The following is a 12971-nucleotide window of genomic DNA, read 5'->3' as shown; positions in this document are numbered from 1 at the left end:
CACGCGGATCGCCGGCGTTGTTCGCCTCGGGGACGAACAACGGTCGTGCGCCCGCGCGTCCTCCGCCAGCCCGTCGAGACTGGCGAAGACATAGCGCCTCTGCCGGCTCGATCAGCTTCCAGCTTACCGACGCGAGCGCGGCCGCGGCCGGCCGTCACCGCATTCAGCGACCCCGGAACTGGGGTTCGCGCTTCGCCAGAAAGGCGGCGATCGCCTCGCGGCAATCCTCGGTCTTGGACGCGATGCTCTGGTGATCCGCCTCGATCTCCATTGCCTCGGCGAGCGTCCCGGAGAGGGCCGCCCCCACCTGCTTGCGGATCAGGCCCAGCGCCACGGTCGGCATCGCGGCCAGCTTGCTCGCCAGGCCATGGGCGACATGCGCCAGCGCGCCATCCTCCACCACCCGCGTCACCAGTCCGGCATCGAGCGCCTCCTGCGCCAGCATCCGCTCGCCGAGCAGTGCCATTTCCAGCAATCGAGCCCGTCCGGCGGCCTTGCCGATCAGCCAGGTCGCGCCGGCATCAGGGACCAGGCCGATATTGGCGAAGGCGAGCAGCAGATAGGCCGATTGCGCCATGACGACGATGTCGGCGGCGAGCGCGATGGAGGCCCCCGCGCCTGCCGCGGCGCCGTTGACCGCGCAGACGATGGGGATCGGCAACCCCGTCATAGTGGCGATCACCGGATTATAGTGCCGCCGCAGCGCCTCGCCCGAATCGCGCATGCCGACGCTGGCCGTCAGGTCCGCACCCGCACAGAAGGCCCGCCCCTCGCCCGTCAGCAACACTGCCCGCGCCCCGTCGTCCGCCGCGCGCCGTAGCGTCGCCGCCAGCAGATCCAGCATGTCGGGCGTAAGCGCGTTCAGCCGGTCCGGGCGGTTGAGCCGCACGACCGCGACATCGCCTTCCATGGCAAGCAGCACCGGCGCGTCGGACATCCTCATTTCTCCTTCTGGTTGGGAAACGGGATGCCCGGACGGCACGATGCGCGCAACTCAAAGCTCCTTCAGCACCACCGCCGAATCGGCGAGCTTCGCGGGATCGACCACCATCCGCTCGGCGACCAGCCGCTTACCCTGCACATAGTCCCGCATCGCATTGACACAGTCGAGCGCGATGACCCGGCCCTGCTTCAGGTAGATCACGGAAAAGGCACGCGTGGCGGGATCGCCGCGCAGTACCGTCGTGTCATGGCCGATCGAGAGGCCCACCGTCTGCAACTTCAGGTCGTACTGGTTCGACCAGAACCAGGGCACCGCATCATAGTGCGCATCCTGCCCGGTCAGCAGCCTGGCGACGACATTCGCCTGGTCGTTGGCGTTCTGCACCGATTCCAGCCGGATCTCGGCGTCGTCTGCATAGGGATTCACGTGCAGTGCGCAGTCGCCGATCGCATAGACGTCCGGCAGGCTGGTGCGGCACTGGGCATCCACCCGCACACCGTTCCCGCCCGCGGCGCCCGCCTCGAGCAGCGGCCCCACCTCGGGCACGATGCCGATGCCGACGATCACCATGTCTGCCGGCAGCACCTCGCCGCCCGCCAGCCGTACTCCGCAGACCCTCCCTTCCCGCTCTTCCAGGCACTCAACTAGAGCGCCGGTACGGATTTCCACGCCCTGCGCGCGATGCTCGGCTTCGTAGAAGCGCGACAGCGGCTCGCCGGCAACACGGGCGAGGACCCGGTCCAGCGCCTCCAGCACCACCACCTGCTTGTCCATCTTCACCAGCGCGGCCGCGGCCTCCAGCCCGATATAGCCACCGCCGATCACCACCACGCGGCGGGTGTCGGGCAGTTCGGCGAGAAGCTGGTCGACATCCTGGCGGCTGCGGATCGCATGGACGCCCGCAAGATCGTGCCCGCTGCAGGCAAGCCGCCGCGCGCTGCCGCCGGCGGCCCAGATCAGCGCCCCATAGCCGATCACCGCGCCCGCCGCGTCGGTGACGGTCTTGCCCTGCGGATCGACCGAGACGATCCGGCGGCTGCGCAGCATCGTCACCGCACGCTCCTCCCAGAAGCCGGGTGCGCGAATGAGAATGCGCTCGAAGCTCTTTTCGCCCTTCAGATAGTCCTTCGACAGCGGCGGGCGCTCATAGGGAAGTTCGGGATCCTCGCCGACCACCGCCACCGTACCCCCGAACCCCGCCTGGCGCAGCGCAACGGCGCACTGGGCCCCGCCATGGCCGCTGCCAACCATCAGAATATCGAACTTTTCCAACGCGCTCTCTCCGTGCGACCGAACCGGATCATTGCCGTGGCGCAGGGTGCCTGCGGTCCACGGCGTGCAGGCACCGGCCTTATCCGCCGCAGGAGGCGCCGCCAACTGGGAGCATCGCGCCTTTGCGGCGCGGCACGGCTGGTGTACCATGGCCGACCGGAAATGGCTGCGCCGCAACCGCCAACAATCCGATTGCAAGGAACGGCGCACGACGCTATCCCGCCGACACCCGCTCCCGTTGCAGCCTGGTTGCAGTTTGGGAGCGAAACGCGGGCCTGCCATGGTGCAGCGTTTGCGGGTGTAGCTCAATGGTAGAGCAGAAGCTTCCCAAGCTTACGACGAGGGTTCGATTCCCTTCACCCGCTCCCTTGAAAAACATGGGTTTTTCCTCCATCAAGCAAATCAGCGCGCGGTAACGGCGCGGTAACACGTCACTTTTCAGTGTCAGCGGCATCGCGATTCATGCGCTTGCGGGCGCGTTCGGCGATGGCCCGAAATTGCGCGTTCATGGCCGCGACCTCTGCCCGCGCCTTCTCAATCCTGGCGATCGTGCGGGTCTCACTTTTCGTCAGGTAATCGCGCCAACTCATTAGTAGCGGCTATCGCGCAGATAGCGGATCGTCTCGTCCCGCTTGGCGACTTCAGCCTCGAGCTCGGCGACCCTGCGTGTCAGCATGGTGTCGCCCGCGTGGCGCGCGACAGCCTTTCGGATCTCTTCGCCCCGGCTGTAGTCTGCATAAGGATAGCGAGCCATTGCCCATTCCTTGCCGGTTAAAAGCGCGTCAATGGTCTGGCCGACCATGTCGCGGACTGCCCCGGCGACATTTTGCTCCGTATCAGCGAGCAGCCAATCACGAACGTCATCCCAAAGCTTTTCCCGGAAAGCATCGGCGACGCTCTCAACCAGCGGCTTCAGGTGCTCCTCATTGAACTTGGCGGTCATGGCTTCAGCAAGCCGATTGCTGGCTCCGTATTCCGGTCCAAGGACCGGAAACATTGCTTCATCTTCTGCGGTGAACTGAACGATATCCATTGCGTCCTCCTGTACGCAACATATGCGCCCAATCTGTCCGCATGTCAAGCGGACATTATCCAGCCGCAAGCTTGACTACAGTCACTTTCCCAAACGCCCCAGGGCAAAGCCGCTCGATGTCGTCAATGATCGCCTCGGTAGCTGACAGCACCAGCCCGAGGTTGGCCGGATCGGGTATCGCGTAGATGTCGCTGATGGACGCCTTGACGTGCCCGAGCATCATCTCGCCCTGCCGCCAATTGGCTTCCCCGACGCGGCGGCGCGCGATCGTCGCCATGGAGCGGCGGATAAGCTTGATACCAGCCTCGCGCTCACCGGGTAGGCCAAGCTCCTTGCGCATCCCCTCCCAGCTTGCCCGGATTGTCGTGACCGGCATATAGCGCTTGCCCATCGCATCCAGGTGCGGGGCGAATTGCTTGGCGACGGGAACGCGGCCCCGGTATTTCTTCGTCTGGCGGCGCCCCGGCGGGTTCAGGTCCAGCACCCTCGCGCTAGGCGTCCACTGTGCTTCGCCCAGGTCGAATATCTCCTCTGGCCTCGCCCATGTCGCCACAGCGGCGCGGAGGTAGCGCAGGAGGTTAGCGCGGTAGCCGATGTACACGTCGCGCTCTTTGTCGCTGCGGATATGCTCTCCCGCCGGCTGTAGGCAGAATCGGAACATGGCCGCGATCGTCGCCACATCGGCCCGGTAGCGGGGAGAGGCTGCGACGTTCTTCGGCTGCTCGGCGGTAAACTGTGCCCGCTGGCCTGGCGTGGCATTGATTGCGGCGGCGAGCTGGAGGACGCATCCTTCTACAGCTCCGAGCGTCCGCGTAGTCGTCTTGCTGCCGCGCGTGACCGGCTTTGCCAGCAGCCACTTCCGGAAGCCGTCAACCCATCGCTGGTCAATGCTGGCACAAGTGACCGCCGGGTTCGTCGCGGCGAGATAGTCGATCACATGGGCGAGGCGGCCCTTGGTTGCCTTGAAGCCCGCCTTGTCCTCGCTCAGCAGCAGATAGTCCTTGATCGCGAGGCTGAGCAGCGGGGCCGCCTCACCATCGAACGGTCGCCCGCATGTCTCGCAGAACCGTTGCCCGGTCGCCGCGAGGTACATGCGGTCTAGTGCGAGCCGCCCCTCCCGAACATCTCCTGTACCTGCCGAAGCGCTTCGCTCGCGTTGGCGTTCGGCATCGTACCAGACGATCTCGAGGTTTCGCCCTTCGCGGGGGTAGAGCTTGTATTCCCCCCGCTGATAGAGCGGCTTCGGGCGCTTCGTTCGCGGCATTGGTTCCTCTGGTATTCGGCGACGGCCTTGCGGAAGGTGTCATAAGCGCCGGTTGCAACGAACAAGTCCAGATCCTCCGGGCTTAGCTGGATGCTTCGGCCGCTCTCGATCCGCCGCGACAGGCGCCGGTCCAGGTCGGGTAGTGTTGCGCTCATCCCTCTCCCTCCCGAAGCGCTTCGACCCTGCACAGGTACTCGGCCATGATGTGGGCCGCGATGTCGTGGGCGCCGTTCTTGGTGGCGATGCGGTGCGCCTCTAGCAGGCCGAGGCGCTTTCCGATTGCGAGCGACTTGTCGTGCAGATCGTCAATCGCTGCATCGAGCTTCGCGAATGCGCGGTGATTGGTCATCCCTCTCCCTCCCTGTGTGAGAGAAGGGCGTAAGGGGGCTCTGGAGCCGGATGGAAATGCGAATAGTCTGATAAGGACCAGCCGCATTCCGCATCCTGATGAATGTCGCCCGTTTCATCATCGATCCACACCATGTGCATTTCCCACCAGCGCTGGCCAGATAGGTTGTGAACCTCGATAGCCGCGATGAAGGGAGAGCCATCCGTTGGTGCTTGCTCAATCGGCTGCCACTGCATCTCACCCATGATCGGACTCCTTTGGGATGAGGGAGAGGATGGCAGTGGAGATCTCGACGCCATGGTCTCGGCAGTATTCGCGCTCCCGATCCGACATATAACCTAGCGGTTCATACGCCTCGGCCTTCTCCGCCGCATCACGTAACCCCTGCGTATAGCCGGTGGTGTGGGAGGATTGGAGGGCTTGGCCGACATCCTGCGCCAGATTGGCCAGCCCAAGGTCTGCGACGCGCTCCACCAGTCCGGTGATGTCGGGTGTCTGGTTATTCACCGCCCCTCTCCCTCAGTTTGCGTGGGGTTGAGGGCGGCGAGAAGGCGGTCTGCCAGTTCGCAGAGATCGTCCCAGCGATGGTAGCGTTCCGGCACATCGCCCTCAGGCTCAGGAAGCGTCCCGAACCAACAAAGGCCCTCGTACAGCGTTTTCCGCAGCGCCTCCCGCACAGCATCCCCGGTGGATGGGAGTGTGCCGGACTGCTCAAAGCGATACAGCGTCTCGGCATCCGGAAGCTTATCCGTGGCGTCGCGGATCATCTGTGCGGCGGCCGGGAAGTGCCCCTGAACGGTGACGGCGGCAAACGACAGCTTCTGGAATACGTCGGACCGATGGGCAGACGCGGCGATTTCCTCGCCTACCGTCTTCTCCCCACCGATCTCGTCATCAACAGGGCTGCTCACCCTGGAGGGGGTGGAGCGGGTTGCGCGGGTCATGTCGTGCAGGTGGCGGCGCAGTGACTTCGCGGTTGCCTTCTGGCCGTTGAAATACCCGCGCTCGATGTCGCCGTAGTCCTCCGCTGCCAACCGATCGGACGCCTCGTACTCAAGCGCCTCGCAGCGTCCGATGATCGTTGTGACCGCCTCCCGCAGCTTCTGGTTCTCCTCCCGAATGGCTTGTATTGACGCATCACTCTGATGTGCGAAGTAGAATCCTTCCATGAAGGCGCACCGCCTGCTTCGGTGCATGTTATTGAGAACTCGGTCTTCCGACTTCGGCCAATTGCCCAGCGCCGCTTCCTCCGCTGCTTGCGCGGCACTTTCGGGCACCGGGGTTATTTCCCAGTCCTTGGCATTGTCGGCAACAGGCTCGCTCACCTCGGAGGGGGTGGAGAGGGCGGCGATTTGGTCCAGTGTGGCCTCTGCCAGCCTGCCGGGGTGGTGCTGGTCATTTGCCGTGTACGGCTCTCCATTGTTGTCAGTATAGCCGCAGGCATCAGCGTAATTGTGGAGCGCTCGCGTAGCCAAGCGCATCCCCTCCCGCAGCCGCAGGTTTTCAGCTTCCAGTGCGGTGGTGGAGGTGTGGCGGTGGCGGGCTATCGCGTACTCGAAAGCCCCTTCCCAGACCGCCTTCTCTTCGTGGGAGATGATCTCTCGAATGGCATCCAGTAACTCGCGATCCGCAGCAGTTACCTCGGGGGTGTTATTGGTCATGGGATCGTGGCTCACGCTGCCTTCTCCTGCTTCCGCGGCGCCACCCAGAACGTCGCTTCGTTCGCGCGCCGGCGACGAATGGCAGCGACACAGCGCGCCTCGTGCTCGGGGTTCGGGATGCGGATGATGTTCGCGGTCATGCTGCAATCCTTTCAGGCTTGGCGAGAATGCCGAGGGAATGGGCACGGCGCAGAGCATCGGCAGCACGCTCGCCCGCTGCCCACAGACAGGTTCCATTCGAGGGCTGATTACCTGTTGAGCCATCGGGTCGAATGAACCGCACCTTCGGCATGAACAGCGCGAGGTCGCACCGCTCCCAAGTCTCCTGGAACCAGTCGGCCGAGGTGCGGTCGGGTGTCAGCGCGATGCCGTTGCCGTGCTGGAAGAATTTGGTCAGCCAAGGACGAAGCGATCCGCGCCCACCAAACGGCGGGTTCATCCAGACGAAGCCGCGCCAGTTGCAGCGCAAGCCGTCGTCGGTGACGGTGAAGAACTGCCGCGCCGGGACGTGCGTGTCGCGCTGGGGATGTGCCACGTCGAGGTCAAACCGCTCTCCGAGCGCGTCGAAGATGTAAGCGGGCGTGTACCACTCGTAGGTGGCGCCCTGTGCTGCTTCCCAATGGCTCATGTTCGTCTCCGTCTCGTGGTGCCCCCGCCACCTCAGCAGCGGGGGCTTGCGACCCGGGGGCTTTGCCCTCTGGGGATTGCTTGGGCCGGTGCCTATTGGGTCGCGACACCGGCCCGGCGCCTGCGGTGTGCAGGGGCCTTCAACTGGTTAGTTGTCGAACCAGAACACCAGCCGCGTCAGGCAATCAGCGGCCTCGAATGACCGCATCGCGCCAAACATCTCCTGCCACTCAGCCGGCACCTCATGGTCGGATGACCAGAAGGTCGGGATTACCTTGCCGTAGTGGTCGAGCGCCTGCTGGAGCTCATCCGCTGTCAGCCAGCTGTGCGAGTGGTGATCTGGATTGGAGACGCGCCGAAGCCTGCGGTTCTCGTCATTTTCGCCGACGCTGTAGCCGTTCTTGACCCAAGCTTCCGCGTTTGCGAGCGAGCAATAGCCTTCATCGTCGGCCCACTCGGGGTGAACTTCCGGCGCAACCAAAATCCAGTGGTCGCCCGACACGCCCGAGCTAAGCTGCCCCTCCGGCATGCCCTTCGGCTCGAAAAGCTGCGCCTCAGGCACGCGGACGCCGGCAAGCACGCCGAACATCACGTAATTTCGGCCGCCACCGTTCCGCGTGAACGACTGCCAGTAGGGTCGATCATCGCCTGCAGGCTTCTGGGCGAACTCGATGTAGGCGTGGATGTCGCAGCCCATCTCAAGCCGCCTCCGCCTGCACCACGGCGTACAGCTGCAGCGCCTCATCGGCCTTCCGCGCCATCCGCTTGACCGTGGCGTTCGCGCCGGGGGTGGACTGCGCACGGATGCCCTGAAGCGTCTCGCGGTAGTGCGTGACCTGGTCGACCTTGGCGGCCAGCGATGCGCTCACCACGGCGAGGTCGTGCATCGCATTGGCGAGGTCCTGCTCGAGGCTCTGGATGCGCTCGGCGTCTTGCCGCCGGTATTCGGTCAGCAGGGCCACGTTGGTCCGCTGAACCGTATTGTCCGCCTTGAGGGCTTCATTCTCTGCGGTAAGGCTGGCGATCTCCGCCTTGAGCTTGCCGTTGAACATCAGAATTCCTCCCCTTCCCCGGTGTGCTGATCGCCGTGCTGCTCGTCGGTCCGCTTCTCCGCGGACAGCGCATGTGCGCGGCTGTCGAATGCTGCGAATGCCTCCGCTGCGAGCTCGGGGCGCTTGTTCGTCAGGTCGTCGAGCTTGCCCTTGTGCTGCACCTTCAGAGCATCGAGGGCCTCGAGGTCGGCGGCGTTCTCCACCGCGGAGACGAACCCGGCGGCCCACTTGGCGGCACGGTCCTCGGCGGGCTGCGGCCGAGGTGCTTCCTTCAACGGCTGCACCGTCGTCATCTTCCGGCTGCCCTTCTTTTCCTGCAGGGCAATCACCAGCGGGCGCTCGAGGTCGCTCATGTGGCTGACACGGATGCCGCCGACCTTCATGCCGCCCCAAGTCACGCCGGGATCGGTGTAGAGCGTCAGGGAACGACCACGGTATGTATTGGCATCGGCACCCCATGCGGCGACGAGGACGCGGCTGACGGTCTTGCAGGGGCGGAAGAACTTGTCGCTGCCTGCCAGCTTGATCTGCACCGGCTGTTCAGTGCCGGGGCGGATCGCCACGTCTTCGATGGTGAAGGTGCGCGGTCCGGCGGCAAAGTCGTCGGCGTTCCATTGGTCGCTCTTGGCGACGATAACGGCGCTCATGTCGTTCATACGAACATCTCCTGCTCAATCACGCGCTCGGTCATGGCCAAGTCGGCCGATGCGGCGCGGTAGGTCTCCAGTCTCGCGGCAATGCGGCGCTCAAACTCGCCCGCTGCCTCCACGATCGCGTTCTGGATCTTCGGATCTGGCCACACGCGGATGATCGCCATGGGCAACCCGCCGCTGTACGAAAGGAAGTCCAGCCACTGCCGCTCGCTGATCAGCAGACCGCTCTGGCACTGCATCACGTAGTCAGCCGGGATCGTCTCACCCCGATCGTCGCCGAGGTTCTCGATGATCGTCTGCACCTGGAACTTCTGCCGGCGCGACTTCGCTTCAATGCCGCCGTCGTGCGCGACCAAGCCATCCGGGCTATATCCGAGCGTGAAGCCCCAGCAATCATTGGTGATGAAGCCGCAGGTATCTACCGTGTTGCCGGTCACTTCCTCGTACTTCAGCCGCGCGCGGACCTCGTCCTCGTGCCCACGCAGCATGTCGTCGCTGATATACCGAGGCTCGACATACTGCGTGATGCGCTGGGCAAGCAGCTCGTAGAGGTGGGCGCGCTCCTTGTCGTTGCTCGCGATCTTCAACGTTGGCGTGACGATCAGCTTCATCTCGCTGGCCGTCAGAAGCCCGCACCGCGCCTGCAGCCACTGCTCGCTGCCCTGATCATACTCTGCGTGGATCGTGATGTGCGGCTTGCCTGGCGGGCTGTAGCGGGTGAAGCGGGCCGGCGCGTTCATGCCCGCCCCCGCATCACAGCGAGCGCAGCAGCCTGGTACTCGTCGGGGTCACACGCGCACCGCATCACGTCGAGCGAGCACAGCGGGCACGGCGGGTAGAGGCTCGTGTTCAGCTTCACCGCGTTCTGCGTCACCATCTCCGGCCGGTCGATCTCGGGGTGATCATCGCGGATGTACGGGCGGAAGCGGTCGGCTGCGTCCCAGAGGTTGACGGCGCTCATGCGGCACCGCCCTTCGCGCGTTCGGCGAGCATGGCGTCGGCGAGCGCGTAGCAGGCCCGAGCGACTGTTGCGTCGATGTTGGAGGAAGTTACCCGAGGGTCCGCTTCCGCGAGCTTGATTGTTTCTGGAAGGGCCTGCCCCGCGAAGTAATCGCGCAGCGTCATGCCGGGGGAGCCCTCGGTGAGGCCGACACCGTTGGCGTCGCGCTGGTCGACGCACGGGAATGCGAAGGGGTTGTCGATGATCACGAGCACTTCCTCTCGTTCCAGACCCGCCAGAAGCGGGCGTAGCTGTGGATGACGACCGCGAGCGCGATGGGCCCGGCGGCGATGAAGGGGGCGTAGAGGGCGGCGGTCATGCTGCCCTCCGTTCCAAGGCGATGGCGACCTTCTCCGGCGCGCTGAGGTGCCCAGCAGCTCGGTTACATTCGCCATGCGCGAGAAAGAGGTTGCTGATGTGGTTAGGACCGCCGTGGGCGACCGCCACTAGGTGTTCGACGGTGATGTCGTCGCCGAGTGCGAGGCCGCAGAAGAAGCATGCCGAACCGTCGCGCTCTATGAGCCGGGCGACACTGCCTTTGCCTTTGCGTCGCCCCTTCACCTCCACCGGCGCCAACGAACCGCCACAGGCCGCCAGGTGCTCGCGAACCTGCGCTGCCTCCGTGTTCCAGGTGCGCTGGCCGTTCGCCTTCTCGTACACCACGCCGACCCCAAGCGAGGTCTTGAAGCGCATCACCTCGTAGGGATTGGTTGGGGCAAGCACCTCGCCGCCCGCTTCCGTGACGCGTGCAAGGAACTTCTTGTCGGCGGCTGCCAGCTTGCGGCTCACAGCGCACCGCCTTCCTGGCCGGTGGCCTTGGCGATGGCGGCGACGAGAGGAGCGATCACCGGGTTGTCGATGCCCTCCATAATGCCGTTCGCATGCAGCACCTTGTCCGTGCCTCGGATCACCCGAAGTGCATCCTTGGCCACTTCCAGCAAATCCGGGGCGGCGGCGATCAGGGCCGCATCAGCATCGACACGCTCCTCGCAGTCGAAATACTCGTCGGTGTGAACGACGATAGCGACAGGATCGCATCCCTCTGGGCCAACGTGGACGAACACGTTGCCGCTGCTGGTGTCCACCGACCACTCGCTATCGCAGCCGGTTACCCACGGCCCCGGAGTGTGCCCCGCGCTCACGCCGCCACCTTCCGACCACGCAGCACAGCCAGCCCGATCACATCATTGAGCGACGGCACCAGCTTGGCGGCGGCGATGCCCTCAACGTCCAGCGCGTAGGTGAAAGCCTTGTTCGACAACCGCTTGAGTTCATCGACCCGGTCGTCGCTGTCGTCATAGACGAGGACCGTCTCGACCACTTCGTTCCAGCTGAAGCGGCCAAGCTGCGGCTTCATCCGCGGCGGGTTGGCCGCGATGTCCGCCAGCAGCTCTACGGCGCGCGGATCACTGGGCCAGTTTGGTGAGGTGTGTTGCACCGGAAACCTCCAAGGCCGCGTTGTGCGGCGATGGAGGTATACGTACGGAATGCGTACGTACGTGTCAACGGCAATGCGTACGCAATGCGTACATTTTACGTAAGCCTATGAGAACTCACGAAAGAATCTCACGCCAAGGCAGCACACGGTGGATCCGCGCGACCTTCTCCACCTCCACCCGGAACACCCGAGCGGGGTTGAATTGCTCCAGCTCAACATACTGCGCAGTTCGTCGTACCAGGCGCTTGATCAACACCGCACTGACCCGGTCGCCATCATGATCATCCGGAACACGCATATAGACCACCACGTCGTCACCCACTTGGGGCGGTCTCCTGGCCTCGGCGAATCCCATCTCGCCCTCTTCGAAGCGAGGCGCCATCGAAGAACCTTGGATGTAGAAGCCGTACACATCAGAACGGCTTTGCAGAACTGTCGGGCGCGGGAGATATTCGACCACCGAACTCTCATCGAGGTAAGTCTGCTCAATTGCAAACCCGTCTATGTCCCGCGGAGCACCCAGCGCCGTCCCGAAAATAGGCAGATCGCGAGGCAGGCGCACGTCGGCGGCACCCTCGAACTTGAACGGCAAAACCTCGGGCTCTGCCGGCAGATCGGCGAGCGCGAAGATCTCCTCTCGTGTGACGTTGGTCCCGTCGAACCCGTCCGCAAGCTTCCGGGCAATATCCACGGGAAGTGCCTTGGGTTCATACCCATCGTCGAAAAATCGTTGCACGCCGCTGGTCGAATTGTAGCCGGCAGCCCTGGCCACTTTAGCCATCGAGCGACCAGAGCGCGCGAGCAACTCGCGTAGACGCGAACCTATAGAGATCTGATCAGACACGTACGGTGTGTCGCATAACACACCCGCCATTTCCACGTTGACAGGGTGTACGCATGTACGTACGTATTGCGTATGCACGACCACGTTCAGCTCATCCGGGACCGCGGCGGCATCCGACCGCTCGCACGATCCCTCGGCCACACGAACCACACGACCGTACAAGGTTGGTGGGAGCGCGGGAAGATACCCGATGAGCATCTCCAAGCAGTGCTTGCCGTTCCTGCGCAGGCCCGCGCAGCATGAGCGTCCACCCGGTTCCTACCTCGGTCATCAGTGACCTGCGCCGCGCCACCGCCCTTTTCCAAGGGCGTGCGGTCGTTTTGGTCCTTGGCTTCAGGCCTGAACAGACCAGCTGCGCCACCTGCGGCCGCGCGCTCTGTGAATGCCCCGATCATGCTTGGTCTCGCCGGGTATCAGTCGCGTGAGACGCCTCCCAGCTTCCCTGCGCTCCCCGCGCACGATCTCCCAGCCGGGTCCCCTCCCCGGCTTCCTGGCGCCTGTTGCACACCGCGCCCTTTATACCCGTCCCGATCCTTTGACAGCGGACCACGCCGGCCGCTGCGAGGCCGATCCTGCGCACCTTGCCGGGTGCGTCAACGCCGTCGGGCGAGCGGGTGACGATGTAGCGGCCAAGGTTCGGAACGGCGCCAACCACACCACTCGAGAGGATTGCTGAATGGACGTGCTTCGCTTCTGCGTTGCCGCGCTGCTTGGTTGCGCCGGCTTGTACCTGTTTGCCACCGGCCTGTTCGGCCTCGTTCGCGCAGTTGTCCTGCGCTGGGCTGCTGGGCTGCTCGGGCAGCATCAGGGTGGTGAACTCCGTAATCATGCGGAG

The 12971-nt window shown here is 64.4% G+C and carries 23 protein-coding genes and 1 tRNA gene; 2 read left to right on the top strand and 22 right to left on the bottom strand.

All coding sequences use genetic code 11. The features are described 5' to 3' along the window. Positions 1-163: 163 nt before the first annotated feature. Entirely contained in the window at positions 164-937 is a 774-nt protein-coding gene (locus V7E00_RS03855) for an enoyl-CoA hydratase-related protein (RefSeq protein ID WP_333571359.1), read from the bottom strand. Positions 938-994: 57 nt separating this feature from the next. Beyond that, positions 995-2215 (bottom strand): NAD(P)/FAD-dependent oxidoreductase, encoded by a 1221-nt coding sequence (locus V7E00_RS03850; protein WP_333571358.1) that lies wholly within the window; start codon positions 2213-2215, stop codon positions 995-997. A 294-nt stretch (positions 2216-2509) separates the two neighbouring features. On the opposite strand from V7E00_RS03850, the gene V7E00_RS03845 reads away from it, so the two are divergent. Next, a tRNA-Gly gene (locus V7E00_RS03845) sits at positions 2510-2580 on the top strand. Between the two features lie 66 nt (positions 2581-2646). Here the strand turns inward: V7E00_RS03845 and V7E00_RS03840 are convergent. The 19 genes from V7E00_RS03840 to V7E00_RS03750 all read right to left on the bottom strand — a co-directional run bounded on the left by V7E00_RS03840 (position 2647) and on the right by V7E00_RS03750 (position 12073). Next, positions 2647-2805 (bottom strand): hypothetical protein, encoded by a 159-nt coding sequence (locus V7E00_RS03840; protein ID WP_333571357.1) that lies wholly within the window; start codon positions 2803-2805, stop codon positions 2647-2649. Further along, positions 2805-3248 carry a hypothetical protein gene (locus V7E00_RS03835; protein ID WP_333571356.1) on the bottom strand — a complete coding sequence of 148 codons (444 nt, stop codon included), beginning with the start codon at positions 3246-3248 and terminating at the stop codon, positions 2805-2807. The genes V7E00_RS03840 and V7E00_RS03835 overlap by 1 nt, the downstream gene beginning before the upstream one ends. A 55-nt stretch (positions 3249-3303) precedes the next feature. Next, positions 3304-4512 carry a hypothetical protein gene (locus V7E00_RS03830; protein ID WP_333571355.1) on the bottom strand — a complete coding sequence of 403 codons (1209 nt, stop codon included), beginning with the start codon at positions 4510-4512 and terminating at the stop codon, positions 3304-3306. A 151-nt stretch (positions 4513-4663) separates the two neighbouring features. Further along, positions 4664-4861 carry a hypothetical protein gene (locus tag V7E00_RS03825; RefSeq protein ID WP_333571354.1) on the bottom strand — a complete coding sequence of 66 codons (198 nt, stop codon included), beginning with the start codon at positions 4859-4861 and terminating at the stop codon, positions 4664-4666. Next, positions 4858-5106, bottom strand: coding sequence for a hypothetical protein (locus V7E00_RS03820; protein WP_333571353.1), 249 nt, complete (start codon positions 5104-5106; stop codon positions 4858-4860). The genes V7E00_RS03825 and V7E00_RS03820 overlap by 4 nt, the downstream gene beginning before the upstream one ends. Next, on the bottom strand, positions 5099-5368 hold the full coding sequence (locus V7E00_RS03815) for a hypothetical protein (RefSeq protein ID WP_333571352.1): 270 nt from the start codon (positions 5366-5368) through the stop codon (positions 5099-5101). The genes V7E00_RS03820 and V7E00_RS03815 overlap by 8 nt, the downstream gene beginning before the upstream one ends. Beyond that, positions 5365-6537: a hypothetical protein gene (locus V7E00_RS03810; RefSeq protein WP_333571351.1), complete on the bottom strand. Its 1173-nt coding sequence runs from the start codon at positions 6535-6537 to the stop codon at positions 5365-5367. Before V7E00_RS03810 ends, V7E00_RS03815 begins: the two co-directional genes overlap by 4 nt. Beyond that, entirely contained in the window at positions 6534-6662 is a 129-nt protein-coding gene (locus tag V7E00_RS03805; RefSeq protein WP_333571350.1) for a hypothetical protein, read from the bottom strand. Before V7E00_RS03805 ends, V7E00_RS03810 begins: the two co-directional genes overlap by 4 nt. Further along, positions 6659-7150 carry a DNA N-6-adenine-methyltransferase gene (locus V7E00_RS03800; protein ID WP_333571349.1) on the bottom strand — a complete coding sequence of 164 codons (492 nt, stop codon included), beginning with the start codon at positions 7148-7150 and terminating at the stop codon, positions 6659-6661. The genes V7E00_RS03805 and V7E00_RS03800 overlap by 4 nt, the downstream gene beginning before the upstream one ends. Positions 7151-7297: 147 nt before the next feature. Continuing rightward, positions 7298-7846, bottom strand: a complete 549-nt coding sequence (locus V7E00_RS03795; RefSeq protein WP_333571348.1) for a hypothetical protein — start codon at positions 7844-7846, stop codon at positions 7298-7300. A 1-nt stretch (position 7847) separates the two neighbouring features. Then, entirely contained in the window at positions 7848-8201 is a 354-nt protein-coding gene (locus V7E00_RS03790) for a hypothetical protein (protein WP_333571347.1), read from the bottom strand. Further along, positions 8201-8857 carry a hypothetical protein gene (locus tag V7E00_RS03785; RefSeq protein WP_333571346.1) on the bottom strand — a complete coding sequence of 219 codons (657 nt, stop codon included), beginning with the start codon at positions 8855-8857 and terminating at the stop codon, positions 8201-8203. The genes V7E00_RS03790 and V7E00_RS03785 overlap by 1 nt, the downstream gene beginning before the upstream one ends. Continuing rightward, positions 8854-9594 carry a lambda exonuclease family protein gene (locus V7E00_RS03780; RefSeq protein ID WP_333571345.1) on the bottom strand — a complete coding sequence of 247 codons (741 nt, stop codon included), beginning with the start codon at positions 9592-9594 and terminating at the stop codon, positions 8854-8856. The genes V7E00_RS03785 and V7E00_RS03780 overlap by 4 nt, the downstream gene beginning before the upstream one ends. Further along, positions 9591-9815, bottom strand: a complete 225-nt coding sequence (locus tag V7E00_RS03775; protein ID WP_333571344.1) for a hypothetical protein — start codon at positions 9813-9815, stop codon at positions 9591-9593. The genes V7E00_RS03780 and V7E00_RS03775 overlap by 4 nt, the downstream gene beginning before the upstream one ends. Next, positions 9812-10063, bottom strand: a complete 252-nt coding sequence (locus V7E00_RS03770; protein ID WP_333571343.1) for a hypothetical protein — start codon at positions 10061-10063, stop codon at positions 9812-9814. The genes V7E00_RS03775 and V7E00_RS03770 overlap by 4 nt, the downstream gene beginning before the upstream one ends. Positions 10064-10169: 106 nt before the next feature. Further along, the gene (locus V7E00_RS03765) at positions 10170-10643 is read right to left on the bottom strand and encodes an HNH endonuclease (RefSeq protein WP_333571342.1); all 474 of its coding nucleotides are present in this window, start codon (positions 10641-10643) and stop codon (positions 10170-10172) included. After that, a complete protein-coding gene (locus tag V7E00_RS03760; RefSeq protein WP_333571341.1) occupies positions 10640-10939 on the bottom strand; it encodes a hypothetical protein in 300 nt (99 codons plus the stop codon). Before V7E00_RS03760 ends, V7E00_RS03765 begins: the two co-directional genes overlap by 4 nt. Before the next feature lie 53 nt (positions 10940-10992). Then, positions 10993-11292, bottom strand: a complete 300-nt coding sequence (locus V7E00_RS03755; protein WP_333571340.1) for a hypothetical protein — start codon at positions 11290-11292, stop codon at positions 10993-10995. A 115-nt stretch (positions 11293-11407) separates the two neighbouring features. Continuing rightward, the gene (locus tag V7E00_RS03750) at positions 11408-12073 is read right to left on the bottom strand and encodes a S24 family peptidase (protein ID WP_333571339.1); all 666 of its coding nucleotides are present in this window, start codon (positions 12071-12073) and stop codon (positions 11408-11410) included. A 135-nt stretch (positions 12074-12208) separates the two neighbouring features. On the opposite strand from V7E00_RS03750, the gene V7E00_RS20045 reads away from it, so the two are divergent. Next, positions 12209-12379 carry a carph-isopro domain-containing protein gene (locus V7E00_RS20045; RefSeq protein ID WP_443019135.1) on the top strand — a complete coding sequence of 57 codons (171 nt, stop codon included), beginning with the start codon at positions 12209-12211 and terminating at the stop codon, positions 12377-12379. A 148-nt stretch (positions 12380-12527) separates the two neighbouring features. Here the strand turns inward: V7E00_RS20045 and V7E00_RS03745 are convergent, their stop codons facing one another. Next, positions 12528-12965 carry a hypothetical protein gene (locus V7E00_RS03745; protein ID WP_333571338.1) on the bottom strand — a complete coding sequence of 146 codons (438 nt, stop codon included), beginning with the start codon at positions 12963-12965 and terminating at the stop codon, positions 12528-12530. Between the last annotated feature and the right edge of the window lie 6 nt (positions 12966-12971).

Source organism: Sphingomonas sp., from assembly GCF_036731925.1.
In the GTDB taxonomy this organism is placed as follows: Bacteria; Pseudomonadota; Alphaproteobacteria; order Sphingomonadales; family Sphingomonadaceae; genus Sphingomonas.
This window is presented reverse-complemented; position numbering and strand designations above follow the sequence as displayed.

Bases quoted from the DNA above. Each gene is read 5' to 3' on its own strand.
- V7E00_RS03795 (WP_333571348.1), bottom strand. From the start codon at position 7,846: ATGGGCTGCGACATCCACGCCTACATCGAGTTCGCCCAGAAGCCTGCA.
- V7E00_RS03785 (WP_333571346.1), bottom strand. From the start codon at position 8,857: ATGAACGACATGAGCGCCGTTATCGTCGCCAAGAGCGACCAATGGAAC.
- V7E00_RS03745 (WP_333571338.1), bottom strand. From the start codon at position 12,965: ATGATTACGGAGTTCACCACCCTGATGCTGCCCGAGCAGCCCAGCAGC.
- V7E00_RS20045 (WP_443019135.1), top strand. From the start codon at position 12,209: ATGCACGACCACGTTCAGCTCATCCGGGACCGCGGCGGCATCCGACCG.
- V7E00_RS03750 (WP_333571339.1), bottom strand. From the start codon at position 12,073: ATGGCTAAAGTGGCCAGGGCTGCCGGCTACAATTCGACCAGCGGCGTG.
- V7E00_RS03805 (WP_333571350.1), bottom strand. From the start codon at position 6,662: ATGACCGCGAACATCATCCGCATCCCGAACCCCGAGCACGAGGCGCGC.
- V7E00_RS03825 (WP_333571354.1), bottom strand. From the start codon at position 4,861: ATGACCAATCACCGCGCATTCGCGAAGCTCGATGCAGCGATTGACGAT.
- V7E00_RS03820 (WP_333571353.1), bottom strand. From the start codon at position 5,106: ATGGGTGAGATGCAGTGGCAGCCGATTGAGCAAGCACCAACGGATGGC.
- V7E00_RS03800 (WP_333571349.1), bottom strand. From the start codon at position 7,150: ATGAGCCATTGGGAAGCAGCACAGGGCGCCACCTACGAGTGGTACACG.
- V7E00_RS03840 (WP_333571357.1), bottom strand. From the start codon at position 2,805: ATGAGTTGGCGCGATTACCTGACGAAAAGTGAGACCCGCACGATCGCC.
- V7E00_RS03835 (WP_333571356.1), bottom strand. From the start codon at position 3,248: ATGGATATCGTTCAGTTCACCGCAGAAGATGAAGCAATGTTTCCGGTC.
- V7E00_RS03790 (WP_333571347.1), bottom strand. From the start codon at position 8,201: ATGTTCAACGGCAAGCTCAAGGCGGAGATCGCCAGCCTTACCGCAGAG.
- V7E00_RS03830 (WP_333571355.1), bottom strand. From the start codon at position 4,512: ATGCCGCGAACGAAGCGCCCGAAGCCGCTCTATCAGCGGGGGGAATAC.
- V7E00_RS03855 (WP_333571359.1), bottom strand. From the start codon at position 937: ATGTCCGACGCGCCGGTGCTGCTTGCCATGGAAGGCGATGTCGCGGTC.
- V7E00_RS03780 (WP_333571345.1), bottom strand. From the start codon at position 9,594: ATGAACGCGCCGGCCCGCTTCACCCGCTACAGCCCGCCAGGCAAGCCG.
- V7E00_RS03775 (WP_333571344.1), bottom strand. From the start codon at position 9,815: ATGAGCGCCGTCAACCTCTGGGACGCAGCCGACCGCTTCCGCCCGTAC.